The organism is Kineococcus gypseus, from assembly GCF_050871305.1.
GTDB classification, from domain to species: domain Bacteria; phylum Actinomycetota; class Actinomycetes; order Actinomycetales; family Kineococcaceae; genus Kineococcus; species Kineococcus gypseus.
Genome location: NZ_JBJLRD010000021.1, coordinates 53,060 through 68,005, shown reverse-complemented (window position 1 = coordinate 68,005; position 14,946 = coordinate 53,060). Strand labels below are relative to the sequence as shown.

12 protein-coding genes are annotated in these 14,946 nt (G+C 76.9%); 10 read left to right on the top strand and 2 right to left on the bottom strand.

Annotated features, from left to right (window positions below):
• The first annotated feature begins 280 nt into the window (after window positions 1-280).
• A complete protein-coding gene (locus ACRYMN_RS10265; protein WP_432494625.1) occupies window positions 281-2,353 on the top strand; it encodes a glycoside hydrolase family 3 protein in 2,073 nt (690 codons plus the stop codon).
• A gap of 157 nt (window positions 2,354-2,510) precedes the next feature.
• Window positions 2,511-2,981, top strand: coding sequence for an OsmC family protein (locus ACRYMN_RS10260; protein WP_432494623.1), 471 nt, complete (start codon window positions 2,511-2,513; stop codon window positions 2,979-2,981).
• Window positions 2,982-3,053: 72 nt separating this feature from the next.
• Here the strand turns inward: ACRYMN_RS10260 and ACRYMN_RS10255 are convergent, their stop codons facing one another.
• Window positions 3,054-4,091, bottom strand: coding sequence for a LacI family DNA-binding transcriptional regulator (locus ACRYMN_RS10255; RefSeq protein ID WP_432494633.1), 1,038 nt, complete (start codon window positions 4,089-4,091; stop codon window positions 3,054-3,056).
• Between the two features lie 243 nt (window positions 4,092-4,334).
• On the opposite strand from ACRYMN_RS10255, the gene ACRYMN_RS10250 reads away from it, so the two are divergent.
• Window positions 4,335-5,966: a diguanylate cyclase domain-containing protein gene (locus ACRYMN_RS10250; RefSeq protein WP_432494621.1), complete on the top strand. Its 1,632-nt coding sequence runs from the start codon at window positions 4,335-4,337 to the stop codon at window positions 5,964-5,966.
• A gap of 59 nt (window positions 5,967-6,025) precedes the next feature.
• On the opposite strand, the gene ACRYMN_RS10245 is transcribed toward ACRYMN_RS10250, so the two are convergent.
• Complete coding sequence (locus ACRYMN_RS10245; RefSeq protein ID WP_432494619.1) at window positions 6,026-7,024, bottom strand: LacI family DNA-binding transcriptional regulator; 999 nt, start codon at window positions 7,022-7,024, stop codon at window positions 6,026-6,028.
• Between the two features lie 183 nt (window positions 7,025-7,207).
• Here ACRYMN_RS10245 and ACRYMN_RS10240 point away from each other — a divergent pair, with 183 nt between their 5' ends.
• The 7 genes from ACRYMN_RS10240 (at window position 7,208) to ACRYMN_RS10210 (ending at window position 14,928) form a co-directional block, all read left to right on the top strand.
• On the top strand, window positions 7,208-9,169 hold the full coding sequence (locus tag ACRYMN_RS10240; RefSeq protein ID WP_432494617.1) for a glycoside hydrolase family 127 protein: 1,962 nt from the start codon (window positions 7,208-7,210) through the stop codon (window positions 9,167-9,169).
• A 35-nt stretch (window positions 9,170-9,204) separates the two neighbouring features.
• Window positions 9,205-10,518, top strand: a complete 1,314-nt coding sequence (locus ACRYMN_RS10235) for an ABC transporter substrate-binding protein (protein ID WP_432494615.1) — start codon at window positions 9,205-9,207, stop codon at window positions 10,516-10,518.
• A complete protein-coding gene (locus ACRYMN_RS10230; RefSeq protein WP_432494613.1) occupies window positions 10,515-11,468 on the top strand; it encodes a carbohydrate ABC transporter permease in 954 nt (317 codons plus the stop codon). The genes ACRYMN_RS10235 and ACRYMN_RS10230 overlap by 4 nt, the downstream gene beginning before the upstream one ends.
• A 10-nt stretch (window positions 11,469-11,478) precedes the next feature.
• Window positions 11,479-12,411: a carbohydrate ABC transporter permease gene (locus tag ACRYMN_RS10225; RefSeq protein ID WP_432494611.1), complete on the top strand. Its 933-nt coding sequence runs from the start codon at window positions 11,479-11,481 to the stop codon at window positions 12,409-12,411.
• Between the two features lie 128 nt (window positions 12,412-12,539).
• Complete coding sequence (locus ACRYMN_RS10220) at window positions 12,540-13,085, top strand: SigE family RNA polymerase sigma factor (protein ID WP_432494609.1); 546 nt, start codon at window positions 12,540-12,542, stop codon at window positions 13,083-13,085.
• Window positions 13,082-13,789 (top strand): hypothetical protein, encoded by a 708-nt coding sequence (locus tag ACRYMN_RS10215; RefSeq protein WP_432494607.1) that lies wholly within the window; start codon window positions 13,082-13,084, stop codon window positions 13,787-13,789. The genes ACRYMN_RS10220 and ACRYMN_RS10215 overlap by 4 nt, the downstream gene beginning before the upstream one ends.
• Before the next feature lie 5 nt (window positions 13,790-13,794).
• Window positions 13,795-14,928 (top strand): amidoligase family protein, encoded by a 1,134-nt coding sequence (locus ACRYMN_RS10210; RefSeq protein WP_432494605.1) that lies wholly within the window; start codon window positions 13,795-13,797, stop codon window positions 14,926-14,928.
• Window positions 14,929-14,946 lie beyond the last annotated feature (18 nt).

The following is a 14,946-nucleotide window of genomic DNA, read 5'->3' as shown; positions in this document are numbered from 1 at the left end:
ATCGAGCCCATGACGGGCTACCGGCTGCGCGCGGAGGTCGTGCAGACCCTGGGGCACTTCTGGCACGAGAGCTGCGGGCAGGTCTACCCCGCCCTGGGGGGGGGGGGGGGGGGGGGGGGGGGGGGGGGGGGGGGCGGGGCGGCGGGGGGGGCGGGGGGGGGGGGTGGGTGTGGGGGGGGTGGTGGGGGGGGTGGTCGTGGGGGTGGGGGGGGGGGGGGGGGGGGGCGCGGCCCCCCCCCCCCCCCCCCCCTTCGAGCAGGCCGGCCGGCTGCACGACGCGATGACCGAGGACGAGCGCCTCGGCCTGCTCGACGGCGACACCCCCTTCTGGGAGGGCATCGCCGTGATGCTCGACGGCGGCTACAACACCAGCCCGCTGCCGCACGGGGCCGTGGAGCGCCTGGGCGTGCCCGGCACCCGCTTCGTCGACGGCCCGCGCGGCTGCGTCGCCGGCCACGGCACCGCCTTCCCCGTCTCCATGGCCCGCGGCGCCACCTGGGACGTCGAGCTGGAGGAGCGCGTCGGCGACGCGATCGGCCGCGAGCTGCGCTCGCAGGGCGGCAACTTCTTCGGCGGCGTGTGCGTCAACCTGCCCCGCCACCCCGCCTGGGGCCGGGTGCAGGAGACCTACGGCGACGACCCGCACCACCTCGGCGAGTTCGGCGCCGCCCTCACCCGCGGCGTGCAGCGGCACGCGATGGCCTGCGTGAAGCACTACGCGCTGAACTCCATGGAGAACGCCCGCTTCGAGGTGGACGTCACGATCGACGAGGCCACCCTGCACGAGGTCTACCTGCCGCACTTCAAGCGCGCGGCCGACGAGGGCGTGGCGGCCGTGATGAGCGCCTACAACTCCGTCAACGGCGAGTGGGCCGGGCAGAACCGCCACCTGCTCACCGAGGTGCTGCGCGAGCAGTGGGGCTGGGACGGGATCACGGTCAGCGACTTCATCTGGGGCCTGCGCGACGCGGCCGCCTCGCTGGAGGCCGGGCTGGACCTGGAGGAGCCGTTCGTGCAGCAGCGCGCGCTGCACCTGCGCGCCGACCTGGAGGCGGGGCGCACCTCGTGGGACTCGGTGCGCCGCGCCGGGGTGCGCCTGCTGGCCGCGCAGCTGCGCTCGTACGCCACCCGCAGCGAGCCGGACCCTGGCCCGCAGGTCATGGCCAGCGCCGAGCACCGCGCGCTGGCGCGCGAGGTGGCCGCGCGCGCGATGGTGCTGCTGAAGAACGAGCCCGTCGAGGGCACCCCGGTGCTGCCCCTGGACCCCGCCGCGGTGCGCAGCATCGCCCTGGTCGGCCGGCTGGCCACCGCCGCGAACACCGGCGACCTGGGCTCCTCGAACGTGCGCCCGCCGAGCACCACCAGCCCCCTGGAGGGCCTGCGCGCCGCCTTCCCCGACGCCGGGATCACCCTCGTCGAGCAGGACGACCCGGCCGCGGCCGCCGAGGCGGCGCGCGCCGCGGACGTCGCCGTCGTCGTGGTCGGCTTCGACGAGCAGGACGAGGGCGAGTACGTCGGCGGCGACGTCATGAGCGACCCGGTGCTGACGACCCTGTACCCGCCGCACCCCGGCGACGACGGGGCCGGCGCGCCGCAGGGCGCGGTGATGACGGCCGGCTTCGGCGGCGACCGCACCTCGCTGCGGCTGCGCCCCGTGGACGAGGAGACGGCCCGCGCCGTGGCCGCGGCCAACCCGCGCACCGTGGTCGCCGTCGTGGCCGCCGGCGCGGTGGTCACCGAGGCGTGGCGCCACGACGTGCCCGCGGTGCTGCTCACGTGGTACGCGGGCATGGAGGGCGGTCACGCCCTGGCCGACGTGCTCACCGGCGCCCAGGACCCCTCCGGGCGGCTGCCGTACTCGCTGCCCACCAGCGAGGAGCACCTGCCGCCGTTCGACAAGGACGCCCGCGCCGTCACCTACGACCGCTGGCACGGGCAGAAGCTGCTGGACCGCCTGGGCGTGCCGGCCGCGTTCCCGCACGGCTTCGGCCTGTCGTACACGACGTTCGAGGTCGACGCCGACGTGGCCACCGGCCCCGGCGGGGACGTGCGGGTGCGCGCCCGCGTGCGCAACACCGGTGGGCGCGACGGCCGGCACGTCGTGCAGGTCCACGGCCGGCGCACCGACGGGCCGCGGGCGGGCGAGACGGTCGTGCTCGGGTTCGCGCCCGTCGCCGTGGCCGCCGGCGCGAGCGCCGAGGTGGACGTCGCCGTGCACCTGGGGGCGCTGGGCGCGTGGGACGCGGACGCCCGCCGGCTGGTGCCGCCCGCGGCCGCCGACGTGGTCCTGGAGGTCGGCGCCCACGCCCACGACCCGGCCGCGCGCACCCTCACCCCCACCCCCGCGCCCTGACGGGCCCGGCGGTCCCAGCGGTCCCGGCGGCCCGGACGGACCCGGCGGCCCGGGCCGTCCGGGTGCTCCGGGCCGTCCCGGCCGCGCGGCGCGCCGCGCGCGCCTAGGCTCGTCCCCGGCGTGCGACACGGCGCGCCCTGCGTCCCGGAGGAACCGCGTGGCAGCGAAGAAGACCGTCCCGTTCGTGGTGGAGGCCGCCGGCACCGGCGTGGCCCAGCAGCTCACCGTGGCCGGGGAGAACCAGCACGTGTTCCACGCCGACACCTACCCGTCCTTCGGCGGGCAGGACGCGGCGCCCAGCCCGCTGAGCTACGTGCTCGGCGCGCTGACCTCCTGCAACCAGGTCACCGGCAGCCTGGTGGCCCGCGACCTCGGCGTGGCGCTGGGCCGCTGGACGTTCCGCGTCCAGGGCGACCTGGACCCCTCGGTCATCGCCGGCGGCGCGGAGGGCAACGCCAACTTCGAGCGCGTCAGCGTCAGCGTGCAGGTCGAGACCGACGCGACCCCCGAGCAGTTCGAGCGCCTGAGCTCGGAGACCGAGCGGCGCTGCCCGGTGACGCAGATGGTGCGCCGCAGCGGCCTGGAGTTCAGCAGCGACTGGCGCGCCGTGCCGCTCGGCGCGGCGTGAGGCCCGGCCCACGAGGGCACCGGCGGGTGGTCCGGCGGGCGGTCCGGCGGGCGGGCTGAGGCCCGTCCGGGCTCACGGGCGGCGCCGGGGGCGGCGGGGGGCCGTCCCCGGCCGCGCCGTGGACTCGCGCTCCACCAGGCGCCACGGCGCGGTCAGCCGCTCGGGCGCGGCGTCGCGGTCGGCGGTGCGGCGCACGAGCAGGCGCACCGTCTCGCGGGCGATCTCCTCGTGCCCGGGGTCCACCGTGGTCAGCGAGGGCACGGAGAAGCGGGCGTCGTCCACGTCGTCGAAGCCGATCACCAGCACGTCCTCGGGCACCCGCAGGCCGTGGTCGGCCAGGCCGCGCAGCACGCCCAGCGCCAGGGTGTCGGTGACGCAGAAGATCCCCTCGGGCGGCTCGCCGGCCGCGAGCAGGTCGTGCACGCCGCGCACGCCGGCGTCCTGCAGGTCGCCGCGGTACGTCGCCGCGGTCACCGCGCCGCGCGAGCGGCGCACCGCCCGCAGGAAGCCGCCGGTGCGCACCGCGAACGACTCGGGCACCTCCTCGGCCCCCGGCGCGCCCGGCAGCACGCCGCCCACGACCGCCAGCCGCCGGCAGCCGCGCGCGAGCAGCAGGCGCGCGGCCGCGGCGGCGCCCTCGACGTTGGCCATGGAGATCTGGTCCACGCTGCCGTGCAGGTCCTGCTCGCCGAGCACGACCACCGGCACGTCGCCGCTGAGGGCGCGCAGGTCGCGCTCGGACAGGCGCAGCGCGGCGATGACGAGCCCGTCGTAGGCGTTGCGGCGCGAGTCGCGGAAGACCGCCAGCTCCCCGGAGCGGCTGGCGCCGGTCTCCTCCACGACCGTGGCCAGCCCGGCCCCGGCCAGGGCGAGCACCAGCCGGTGGCTGAGCTGGCCGAAGTAGTGCGAGTCCAGGCCCGGCACGGCGATGCCGACCACGCCCGTGCGGCCCTGGCGCAGGCTGCGGGCGGCGACGTTGACCCGGTAGCCGAGGCGGTCGACCGTCTCCAGCACCCGGCGCCGGGTCTCCTCGCTGACCGGGCGCCGGCCCGTGAGGGTGTTGGAGACGGTCATAGGCGAGACGCCGGCCTCGGTCGCCACGTCGCGCATGGTCACCACGGCCGGCTCCCTCCCCGCTCGTCCCCGGCGGCAGCCGCTGGACAGGTGCGCGGAACGCTACCGTCTGGGGCGGGCACGCCGACGTGCCCCGCGCCACGCCCGATCGGCCCATCGACCCGGGTCGGCGGACGGCCGAAGCACCAGGTGCCGGGCTCCGCGGACCCGGCGCGCGGGCCGCTGGGGCGCCGCACGGGGGCTCAGGCGCGCGGGCGCGCCGGGACGCGAGGGGGAGACGTGGCGACGAGGGCGAGGTCCGTGCTCCGGCGGCTGCCGCGGGCGCTGCGCCGCCCCGAGGGCCTCGTGCCGCGCACCCGCTGGCTCTTCCTCGTCTTCGCCCTGCTCGCCCTGCTGATGTCGCTGCCCGGCCCGCTGGCCGTGGCGGGCGCGGTGACCCTGCCGCTGGTCGTGGTCGCCGCCACCACCCTGGTGGTCTCCTGGGTGCGCACCTACCGCACCGGGCGGCAGTCCGTGCTCGGCGACGCCGTCGACTGCGTGGCGATCACCGCGTTCACGCTGAGCTGCCCCGCGCCGGCGATGGTCTTCAGCATCACCTTCTGCGCCCTGTGGTTCCACGCCGTGCACGGCTCCACGGGCCGCGGCGTGCTGCGCTCGGCCGCGTACGCCCTGGCGGTCCTGGCCGCGGTGCCGCTGTGGGGGCTGGTGCCCGGGCACGCCCCGACCACCCAGCTGGCGCCCGTCGTCGGCACCGCCCCGGTCATGCTGCTGACGTACGTCGTGGTGCGCGTGCTGGCCCTGGGGCTGTTCGCGCGCGAGCGCGCCGCCCAGCGCGACGCGCTGCTGGTGCGCATCGGCACCGACCTGCTCGGCACCACCGAGCACGCCCGCATCGCCGAGCAGGCGGTGGCCGGCAGCCGCGCGCTGTGCGCCATCACGCCCGGGCTGCGCTCGATGGCGGTGCTGACCGGGGACGGGGCCGCCACGGTCCTGGACACCGCTGGGGACTTCGAGCGCGTCCCGGGGGTCCTGCCCGCCCAGGTGGTGCCCGAGGGCATCGTCCCGGGGCTGGCCGTGCCCGTCGAGCGCACCGCCGAGCTGGACGCGGCGGCCGGCCGGCCCTGCGGGTGGGTCTGCATGGACCTGCCGGAGGTCGAGGGCGTCTCGGTGCTCGTGGGCGCGCCGGGCGGGGTGGACCCGGACGTCGTCGTCTCCTTCCAGCAGCTGGGCAACCAGGTGGGCCTGGCCACCGCCAACATCCGGGGCCACGAGCTGCTGCGCAGCCAGGCGCGCACCGACGCGCTGACCGGCCTGGCCAACCGCGGCCGCTTCCAGGAGGAGCTGGCCGCGGCGCGCGGCGAGCGGGCGGTGCTGTTCGTGGACCTGGACGACTTCAAGGCCGTCAACGACGGCCTCGGGCACGGCGCCGGGGACGAGCTGCTGCAGCACGTCGCCCGCCAGCTGCAGACGGTGGTGCGCCCGGGCGACGTGGGCGCGCGCCTGGGCGGCGACGAGTTCGCCGTGCTGCTGCACGGCGCGAGCGCGGCGCAGGCGGTCGAGGTCGGCGAGCGGGTGGTGCGCTCGGTGTCGGTGCCCGTGCAGCTGGCGGCGGGACCGGCGCGCGTGGGCGTCAGCGTGGGGGTCGTGCACGTCACCGCCGCGCTGGACCCCGAGCAGCTGCTGCACCGGGCCGACACCGCGATGTACGCGGCGAAGGCGGCCGGCAAGGGGCGGGTGGTGCTCTTCGGCGCCGAGCGGGACGGCGCCGAGCGGGACGGTGCCGAGCGGGACGGTGCCGAGCGGGACGGCGCCGAGCGGGACGGCGCCGAGCGGGACGGCGCCGAGCGGGACGGCGCCGAGCGGGACGGTGCCGAGCGCGGGGGTGCCGCTCCCGCGGGCGCCGCGCGCTGAGGTCCCCGGCCGCCGGGTGCTCGCGCCGCTCAGGCCCCCACCGCTCAGGCCCCCACCGCTCAGGCCCCCACCGTGGAGGCGCGCACGACCAGGCGGGTGGGCATCGTCGTGGTGCCGGGGGAGGGGCGCCCGGCGACGGCGTCGAGCAGCAGCTCGCCGGCGCGCCGCCCCAGGGCCTCCAGGCCCAGGGCCACGGTGGTCAGCGGGGGGCGGGAGGCCAGCGCGATGACGTCCCAGTCGTCGAAGCCGACCACGGCGACGTCCTCGGGCACGCGCCGGCCGGCGTCGCGCAGGCCGTCGCACACCCCGCGCGCGATCTGGTCGCTGCCGCAGGTGATCGCGTCGACGTCGGGGTGGCGGCGCAGCAGCAGGTCGGCGGCCAGCCGGCCCCAGCGCTCGCTCCACTCGCCGTGCAGCGGCTCGCCCACCAGGTGCTCGCCGGCCTCGGCCGCCGCGGCGTCGCGGCGCACCACCGCCGCGTGGTGGTCCTCCGGGCCGGTCACGTGGGCCACGCGCCGGCGGCCCAGGTCCAGGACGTGGCGCACCGCGAGCGCGGCGCCGCGGGCCTGGTCGACCACGAGGCTGGTGTCGGCGGGGTCCTGCGAGGGCGTGAACGCGTAGACGACCGGCACGTGCGCGGGCACGGCCACCGGCGGGCGCGGGTCGGTGCGCCGGCCGGTGACGATGATGCCGTCGACGCGCCGGGCCAGCAGCGTGCGCAGGTGGTGCTGCTCGCGCAGCGGGTCGTCGCGGCTGTCGCACAGCAGCACGACCATCTCCCCGGCGCCCAGGGTGTTCTCCGCGCCGAGCATCACCGGGATGGAGAAGCGCCCGAAGCTGTCGGTGGTGACCAGCCCGACGGTGTAGCTGCGCCCGGAGGCCAGCCCGCGGCCCAGGGAGTCGGGGGTGAAGCCGAGCTGCTCGGCGGCGCGGCGCACTCGCTCGCGCGTGGCCTCGCGCAGCTGCCCGGTGCCGTTGAGGGCCTTGGAGGCCGTGCCGGGCGAGACGCCGGCCAGCGCGGCGACGTCCACGATCCGCGGAACGCTCGTTTCCGTCACCTGGCGGCTCCTCGGGCTCGTCCGGCGCGCGCCCTGCGCCGGTGACCGGGTCGGTGGAACGGGAACTCTACCGTCCTTGACGCCCGGCGTCCGCGGTCGTAGCGTCCCCCGCAGAAAACGTGTTCCGCCGTTTCCGCCGTCCCGGCGGGCGGCGGCCGTGGCGGACGACTCGACGGAGAGCTGATGACCACCACCGCGCCCCCCACCCCGGCGACCAGCGGCACCGGCCGCGCCCCCCTGGCCCCGGCCGCCCCCACCACCGCGGCCGCGGTGGTGCTGCGCCCGGTGCCCTCCGGCGCGGCGCGCACCACCGGGGGGTTCTGGCACGAGCGCCAGGACGCCAACCGGCGCCAGGCCATCCGCACCGGCTACGAGAAGCTCGAGAGCGCGGGGAACCTGCAGAACCTGCGCATCGCCGCCGGCACCGCCACCGGCGAGGTGCGCGGGCCGATCTTCATGGACTCCGACGTCTACAAGTGGCTCGAGGCCGCCGGGTGGGAGCACGGGCGCGAACCCGACGCGGAGCTGCTCGGCTGGATCCGCGAGGTCACCGCCGTCGTCGCCGCCGCCCAGGCCGAGGACGGCTACCTGGACTCCGTGCAGCAGGTGCGCGGGGGCGGCGCGCGCTACGTCGACCTGCCGTGGAGCCACGAGCACTACTGCGCCGGGCACCTGTTCCAGGCCGCGGTCGCCGTGCGCCGCGGCACCGGGGAGACCGGCCTGCTCGACGTGGCCGTCAAGCTCGCCGACCACCTCGTCGCCACCTTCGGGCCGGGCGGGCTGGAGGAGGTCGACGGGCACCCGGTCGTGGAGACGGGCCTGGTGGAGCTGTACCGCGAGACCGGCACCCGCGCCTACCTGGACCTGGCGAGCTGGTTCGTCGACGCGCGCGGGCACGGCGTCATCGCCCGGCACGGCAAGGAGCCCACCTACTTCTCCGACCGCGTCCCGGTGCGCGAGGCCACCAGCCCCGAGGGGCACGCGGTGCGCGCGGTCTACCTCACCGCGGGCGCCGCCGACGTCGCGGCCGAGACCGCCGACGCGCAGCTGCTGGACGCCCTGGTGCGCCAGTGGGAGGGCATGCTGGCCTCCAAGACGTACGTCACCGGCGGCATCGGCTCGCGCTGGGACTTCGAGCAGTTCGGCGACCACCACGAGCTCGGCCCGGACCGCGCCTACGCCGAGAGCTGCGCGGCCATCGGCAGCGTGCAGTGGTCCTGGCGGATGCTGCTGGCCACCGGCGAGGCCCGCTACGCCGACCTCGTCGAGCGCACCCTCTACAACGCGTTCCTGCCCGGCGTCTCCCTGGCCGGCACCGAGTACTTCTACGTCAACCCGCTGCAGCTGCGCGCCGGCGCCCACACCGACGAGGAGCGCAGCCCCGCGCACGGGCGCCGCCCGTGGTTCGACTGCGCCTGCTGCCCGCCCAACGTCATGCGCACCCTGTCCAGCCTGGACGCGTACCTGGCGACCACCTCCGCCGACGGCGTGCAGCTGCACCAGTTCGCCACCGGCACCGTGCGCGCCGACGTGGCCGGCGGCGTGGAGCTGGCCGTGAGCACGGACTACCCCTGGGACGGCACCGTGCGCGTGGAGGTGCGCGAGCCCGGCGCGGGGGAGTGGGAGCTCGCGCTGCGCGTGCCCGGCTGGGCCGAGGGCGCCACCGCCACCGCCGCGGGCGAGCCCGTCGAGGCGCTCGCGGGCGGGTACCTGCGCGTGCGCCGCAGCTGGAGCGCCGGCGACGTCGTCGAGCTCGTGCTGCCGATGGGCGTGCGCGTCGTCGAGGCCGACCCGCGGGTCGACGCCGTGCGCGGCGCCGTCGCCGTCGAGCGCGGCCCGCTCGTGTACTGCGTGGAGCAGCCCGACCTGCCCGTCGGCCTCCTCGCCGACGACGTGCGGGTGCGGGTGGCGGAACTGCGCGGCGCGAGCGCCGAGCACCGCCCCGACCTGCTGGGCGGGGTGTCCGTCCTGCGGCTGCCGGTGCACCGCGCGCTCGGCGCGGCGGAGGGGCCGCTGTACCGGCCGGCCGGCGACGAGGCGCCGCGGGCCGCGGAGGAGGGGACCGTGACGGTCCCCGCGATCCCGTACTACGCGTGGGCCAACCGCGAGGTCGGCCCCATGCGCGTGTGGCTGCCGCGGGCCTGACCCCGCGGCACGAGAACCCACCCCGGAGGAGAGCGATGGAGCTTCCCCGCAGGAACGTCCTGGGCCTGGGGGGGCTGGCGGCGCTGAGCGCGCTGCTGCCCTCCTGCGCCTCCACCCTCCCCGAGGCCGACGTCACCGCCGCCGGCTTCGGGGAGGGTGCCACCGGCACGGTGCGGCTGTGGTGCCGGGCGGCCACGGTCACCGGCGTGCGGCAGACCGTCGACGCCTTCAACGCCTCGCAGGACCGCCTGCGCGTGGAGGTCACCCCCGTCCTGGACGGGCAGTACGTCACCAAGCTCGCCACCGCGATCCGCGGCGGGAACGTCCCGGACGTCGTCGACATCGACGACATCAACTCGATGCTGTTCATCCACCGGGACGCCTTCACCGACCTGACCCCGCTGGTCGAGCAGCTCGGCTTCGCCGACCGGCTCAACCCCGGCCAGCTCGGGCTGGCCACCCGCGACGGCCGCCGCTACGGCGTGCCGTACATCGCGGACAACTCGGCGCTCTTCTACAACACCGAGCTGCTCGAGCGCGCCGGGGTGGACGTCGAGACCGCCACCGCGGACCTGGACGGGATGCTCGCGGCCGCCCGGGCGGTGGGGGAGCTGGGCGACGGCTCGCACGGGCTGTCCATCGACGGCAACGCCGCCGGCATCCTCGGGTTCGTCGTCCAGCCGCACGTGTGGGCCGCGGGCGAGCGGAACGTCGTCGGCGAGGTCGGCGCGCAGCGCGGCGACATCGCCGGCAACGACGCGGTGCGCCGCACCTTCGAGTTCTACCGCACGTTGTGGGCCGAAGGGCTGATGCCGCAGGCGAACTTCTCCGGCGACGGGGCGCGCTGGGGTGCGGCCTTCACCGAGGGCACCGTGGCCCTCTTCCCCGCGAACTTCGCCGTGGCGGTGCTGAACGCCCCGCCCGAGGTGCAGGCGAAGACCGGGGTGGTGCTGCTGCCCGGGCCCGACGGGGGCCGCGCCACCTTCGCCGGCGGCGACAACCTGTGCATCCCGCGCGGGGCGGTCAACGCCTCCGGGGCGTGGGAGTTCACCCGTTTCGCCCTGGACCTCCCGCAGCAGACGAACCTCCCGGCCGGTGGGTACATCCCCGTGCGCTCCGACGCCGCCACGGAGGATTACCGGTCGAGGTTCCCGCTGGCCGTGGCACCCCTGGAACAGATCGAGGAGGCGTACGCACCCGTGACCCTCGCCTACAACCTGCTGTTCAACCAGCAGGACTCGCCGTGGATCGCCGCGTTCCGGCAGGCCGTCTTCGACGGCGACGTCGACGGCGCCCTGGCCACCGGCCAGGCCGGCTTCGACCGCGTCCTCGAGCAGGCGCAGCTGTGAGCGCCGTCGCGGACCGCGCCGCGCCGCGGGCGCCGCGCCCGCAGCGGAACCGCCGGCCCGCGCCGCGCGGCTCCGGTGGCGGATCGCTCACCCACCCGGCCCGCACCGGCGTGCTGCTCGTGCTGCCGGCGCTGGCGTTCGTCGTCGTCTTCGTCCTGGTGCCGCTCGTCTTCGCCGTCTACATGTCCATGACGGACTGGCCGCTCATCGGCTCCTACGAGTTCACCGGCCTGGCGAACTACCTCGGGGTGGCGCAGGACCCGGTGTTCTGGAGGTCGGTGGGCTACACCGTCCTCTACACCGCGATCGTCACCCTGCCGATCCTCGTGGTCGGCTACCTGCTGGCGGTGGTGGTGCGCTCCAACCGGCGCGGCGCCACCGTGTTCCGCACGGTCTTCTTCCTGCCCTACGTCATCGGCCTGACGACGCTGAGCTTCCTGCTCGTGCTGGAGGCCCAGCCCGGCTCGGGGGCGGTCAACGTCGTGCTGCGGTGGCTGGGCGTCACCGACGGCACGACGGCCTGGCTGGCCGACGGCCCGCTGGCCACCGGGCTGATCTGCGTGATGATCGTCTGGGCGGTCTCGGGGCTGACGATGGTGCTGCTCATGGGCGGCATGCAGGGCATCCCGCGGGAGGTGTACGAGTCCGCGGAGGTGGACGGGGCGAGCTGGTGGCAGCGCGAGCGCGGCATCACCCTGCCGATGCTGCGGCGCACCATCGCCATGAGCCTGGTCATCTCCGTCATCGGCTCGCTGCTGGCGTTCACGCAGTTCTACGTGCTCACCCGCGGCGGTCCGGGCACGGACACCCAGACGGTCGTCATGTACGTCTACCAGCGCGGTTTCGTGCAGCTGCAGCTGGGGGCGGCCTCCGCGCTGTCGGTGGTCCTCGTGCTCGTCATCGGCGTGGTCACCGCCGCCCAGTTCCGCCTGCTGCGCGAGAAGGAGTGAGGGAGCCGTCGTGTCCACCACCGTGCCCACCACCGCCGCCACCGCCCCGGCCACCGCGCCGCAGCGGCGCGCCCGCCCGCCCGCCGGTCCGCAGCGCACCCGCGCCGAGAGCCGCCTGAAGCTCACCCTCTACGTGCTCGGCGGCACCCTCGCCGCGCTGGTCTTCCTCGTGCCGCTGGTCTGGTCCGTGCTGCGCTCGTTCCAGCCCAACGACGCCATTGTCTCCACCGAGCCGACGTGGTCGCAGGTCACCGCCTTCACCACCGAGAACTTCCGCGCCCTCTTCGGCGGCGACGCCGACATCTGGCGCTCCGTCGGCAACAGCCTCGTCGTCTCGGTGTCCACCGCGCTGCTGACCGCCCTGCTGGCCACCCTGGCCGGCTACGGCTTCGGCCGCTTCGGCTTCCGCGGCCGCAACGCCCTCTTCGGCCTCGTGGTCGTCACCATGATGGTGCCCTTCCAGGCCATCATCACGCCGCTGTACCTGCAGATGAACGCCATGGGGCTGACCGACTCCCGCCTCGGCCTGGTGCTCTTCTACTCCACCGTCAACCTGCCCTTCGGGGTGTTCGTCATGCGCAACGCCTTCGAGTCGATCCCGGCCGAGCTGGAGGACTCCGCGCACGTCGACGGCGCCGGCACCCTGCGCACCCTCACCTCCGTGCTGCGCCCGCTGCTGGTGCCGGGCATCGCCACCAGCGCCCTGTACGCCTTCCTGGCCTCCTGGACGGAGTTCCTCGGCGCGCTGACCTTCCTCACCGACGACCGCAAGTACACCCTGCCCCTGTCCCTGGTGAACCTGCAGTCCGGCGCCTACGGCGCGGTGAACTTCGGCTACCTCGTCGCCGGGGCCGTCGTGGCGATGGTGCCCTGCGTGGTCCTGTACGTCGCCCTGCAGCGCTTCTACGTCGCCGGGCTGGCCTCCGGGGCGGTCAAGGGCTGAAGGCCCCCGCCGTCCCCGAGCCCCCGCGCCCCCTCGTCCTGCCGGGCGCGGGGGCGCGGGTGCGCCGGGCGGGCAACCCCGCGGCGCCCCGGGGCGTCTAGGGGGGCAGTCGTCGTGAGGAGGGGGCCGTGGAGGGGTCGTTCGAGCAGTTCGTCGCCACCGGCGGCGGCAGGCTCCTGCGGACTGCGCTGCTGCTCACCGGGGACCGGGCGGCCGCCGAGGACCTCGTGCAGGACGTGCTGGAGCGCGCGTACGTGCGCTGGCGCTCCATCGAGGACCCGCACGCCTACACCCGCACGGCGATGAGCCGGGCCGTCACCGACCGGTGGCGGCGGCGGGGCAGGCGGCCGCGGGAGGTGCCGCTGCAGGACTGGCACGGGGACGCCGTCCCCGACGGGGCGGTGGACCGGGCCGTGCGCGCGGACGTGGTGGAGCACCTGCGCGCCCTGCCGCCGCGGCAGCGCGCGGTGATCGTGCTGCGCTACTTCGAGGACTGGTCCGAGGAGCGCATCGCGGACGAGCTGGACGTCTCGCGCGGGACGGTGAAGAGCCAGGCCTCCAAGGGGCTGGCGAAGCTGCGCGAGCTCATGGGTGCCGGGAGCGGCAGTGCTGGGAGCGGCAGTGCTGGGAGCAGCAGTGCCGGGAGCGACGAGGAGGCGATGAGCCGGTGGTGAACGAGGTCGAGGAGCGGCTGCGGCGCGAGCTGGCGGCCGCCGTGCAGGACGTGCAGGCGCCGGCGTGGCTGGTGGGCGCGGCGCGCGCCGGCGGGCGGCGCCGGCTCAGGCGCCGGCGCGCCCTGCTGACCGCGCCGGCCGCGGCGGCGGCCGTGGGCGCGGTGGGGGTGGGGGCGCTGGTCCAGGGCGGCTGGCCCCGCCCGGGCGGCACGTCGACGGCGACCCCCGCCGGGCCGGCGGCCCGCGGTGCCGCCGGCCCCGCCGTCGACCCCGTGCCCGGGAGCGCCCCGGAGCCGGCCGGGCAGGAGGCGCTGCAGCAGGCGGCGCGGGCGGCGGTGCAGGAGGCCGCGGCCCTGGACGCCTACTTCGCGGCCGGGTACGACTACGACGACGCCGTGGAGCTGGGCAGGCTGTGGAACGTCGAGCCCGACGAGGCCAAGACGACCGCCGGCGCCCACCTGCTGGCCGGTGAGGACCTGCCGTTCGAACCGGTCGCCGAACCGGGCGCCGAGCTGGGTGCCGGGCCGGGGGCGCCGGTCCCGCCGGACCCGCGCGCCCCGCAGCGCGAGGCGTTCTTCGCGGCCGGGTACGACTACGACGACGCCGTGCGGCTGGCCGAGCTGTGGCGGGTGGACTCCTGGGAGGCCAAGGCCCTGGCCGGGGAGCGGCTGCTGGCCGGTCAGCCGCTGCCGCTGCAGCCCTGAGCGCGGTGACCGCTCGCGCCGCCGCGAGCGCCCCGACCGCCGCGGCCGGTGCACCGGTGCTGCGCCGGCGCACCGGCGTGGAGGTCGAGCTGCTCGCACCGCGCGGGTCCAGCCGTCGGCACCTGGCCGACGAGCTGGCCCGCCGGTGCGCCGGCGCGGTGCGCCCGGTGTTCCACACGGACAGCGAGGCCTCCGCCGCCCCGGGCGTGCCGCGGTTCTGGCACCTGACCCGGGGCTTCGAGGTGCTCGGCCCCGACGGGGCGGTGCGGTGCCGGCTGGTGGACGACACCACGATCGCGGCGGACCTGGACGCGGCCGCCGCGCCGCGGCCGGGGTGGTACCGGGTGCTGTCCGACGACGCGCGCCTGCTGCGCCTGGTGGCCGCGCACGCCGACCCGGCGGCCGGGATCGACTCGGTGCTGGAGCCGGTGGCGCGGTTGTTCGGCACCCGCCCCGCGCGCGTGGGCGGCGTCGTGCGCCTCGACGACGCCGCCGGGGCCAGCATCGCGATGGCCGCGCCGCTGCCGGGGGAGCGCGAGCGACCCTGCGAGGTGATCACCCCTCCCCTGCAGCGCGACCACGTGCGCGCGCTGGAGGCGCTGCTGGGACCGGCGCGCGAGCTGGGCTTCACCGTGCCCGCCGAGGCCGCGGTGCACCTGCACCTCGACGCCGCGCCGTTCCGCGACGTCGCGGCGTTCGCGAACGTGGTGCGTCTCTTCAGCGGCTGGGTGCCGGGGCTGCGCCTTCTGCTGGGCACCAACCCGGCCTGCCGGCGCCTGGGCGCGCTGCCCGACACCCTGGTGGAGCTCGTGGAGCGCCCGTGGGCGGGCTGGGAGCCGCTGCGCGCGGCCGCCGCGGGCACCGGGGTCTCGAAGTTCCGCGACGTGAACCTCACCCAGGTCCTGGGCGTGCGCCCGGGCCCGCCGACGCTGGAGGTGCGGGTGCTGCCGGGCGCGGCGGACGGCGGCGAGGTGGTGCGGCGCGCGGCGCTGGTGGAGGCGCTGCTGGAGCGGTGCCTGACGGGCGAGCCCCTGCCGCCGCCCCCGCCCGGCGGCGCGCCCGGCGCCGCGGCTGCGCTGCTGGAGCTGGCCGGGCGCGCGCCGGGCGGTGCACGAGGTGGCGCGCCGCGGCGGGGGTAACGTCCTGCCGCGAGAGCC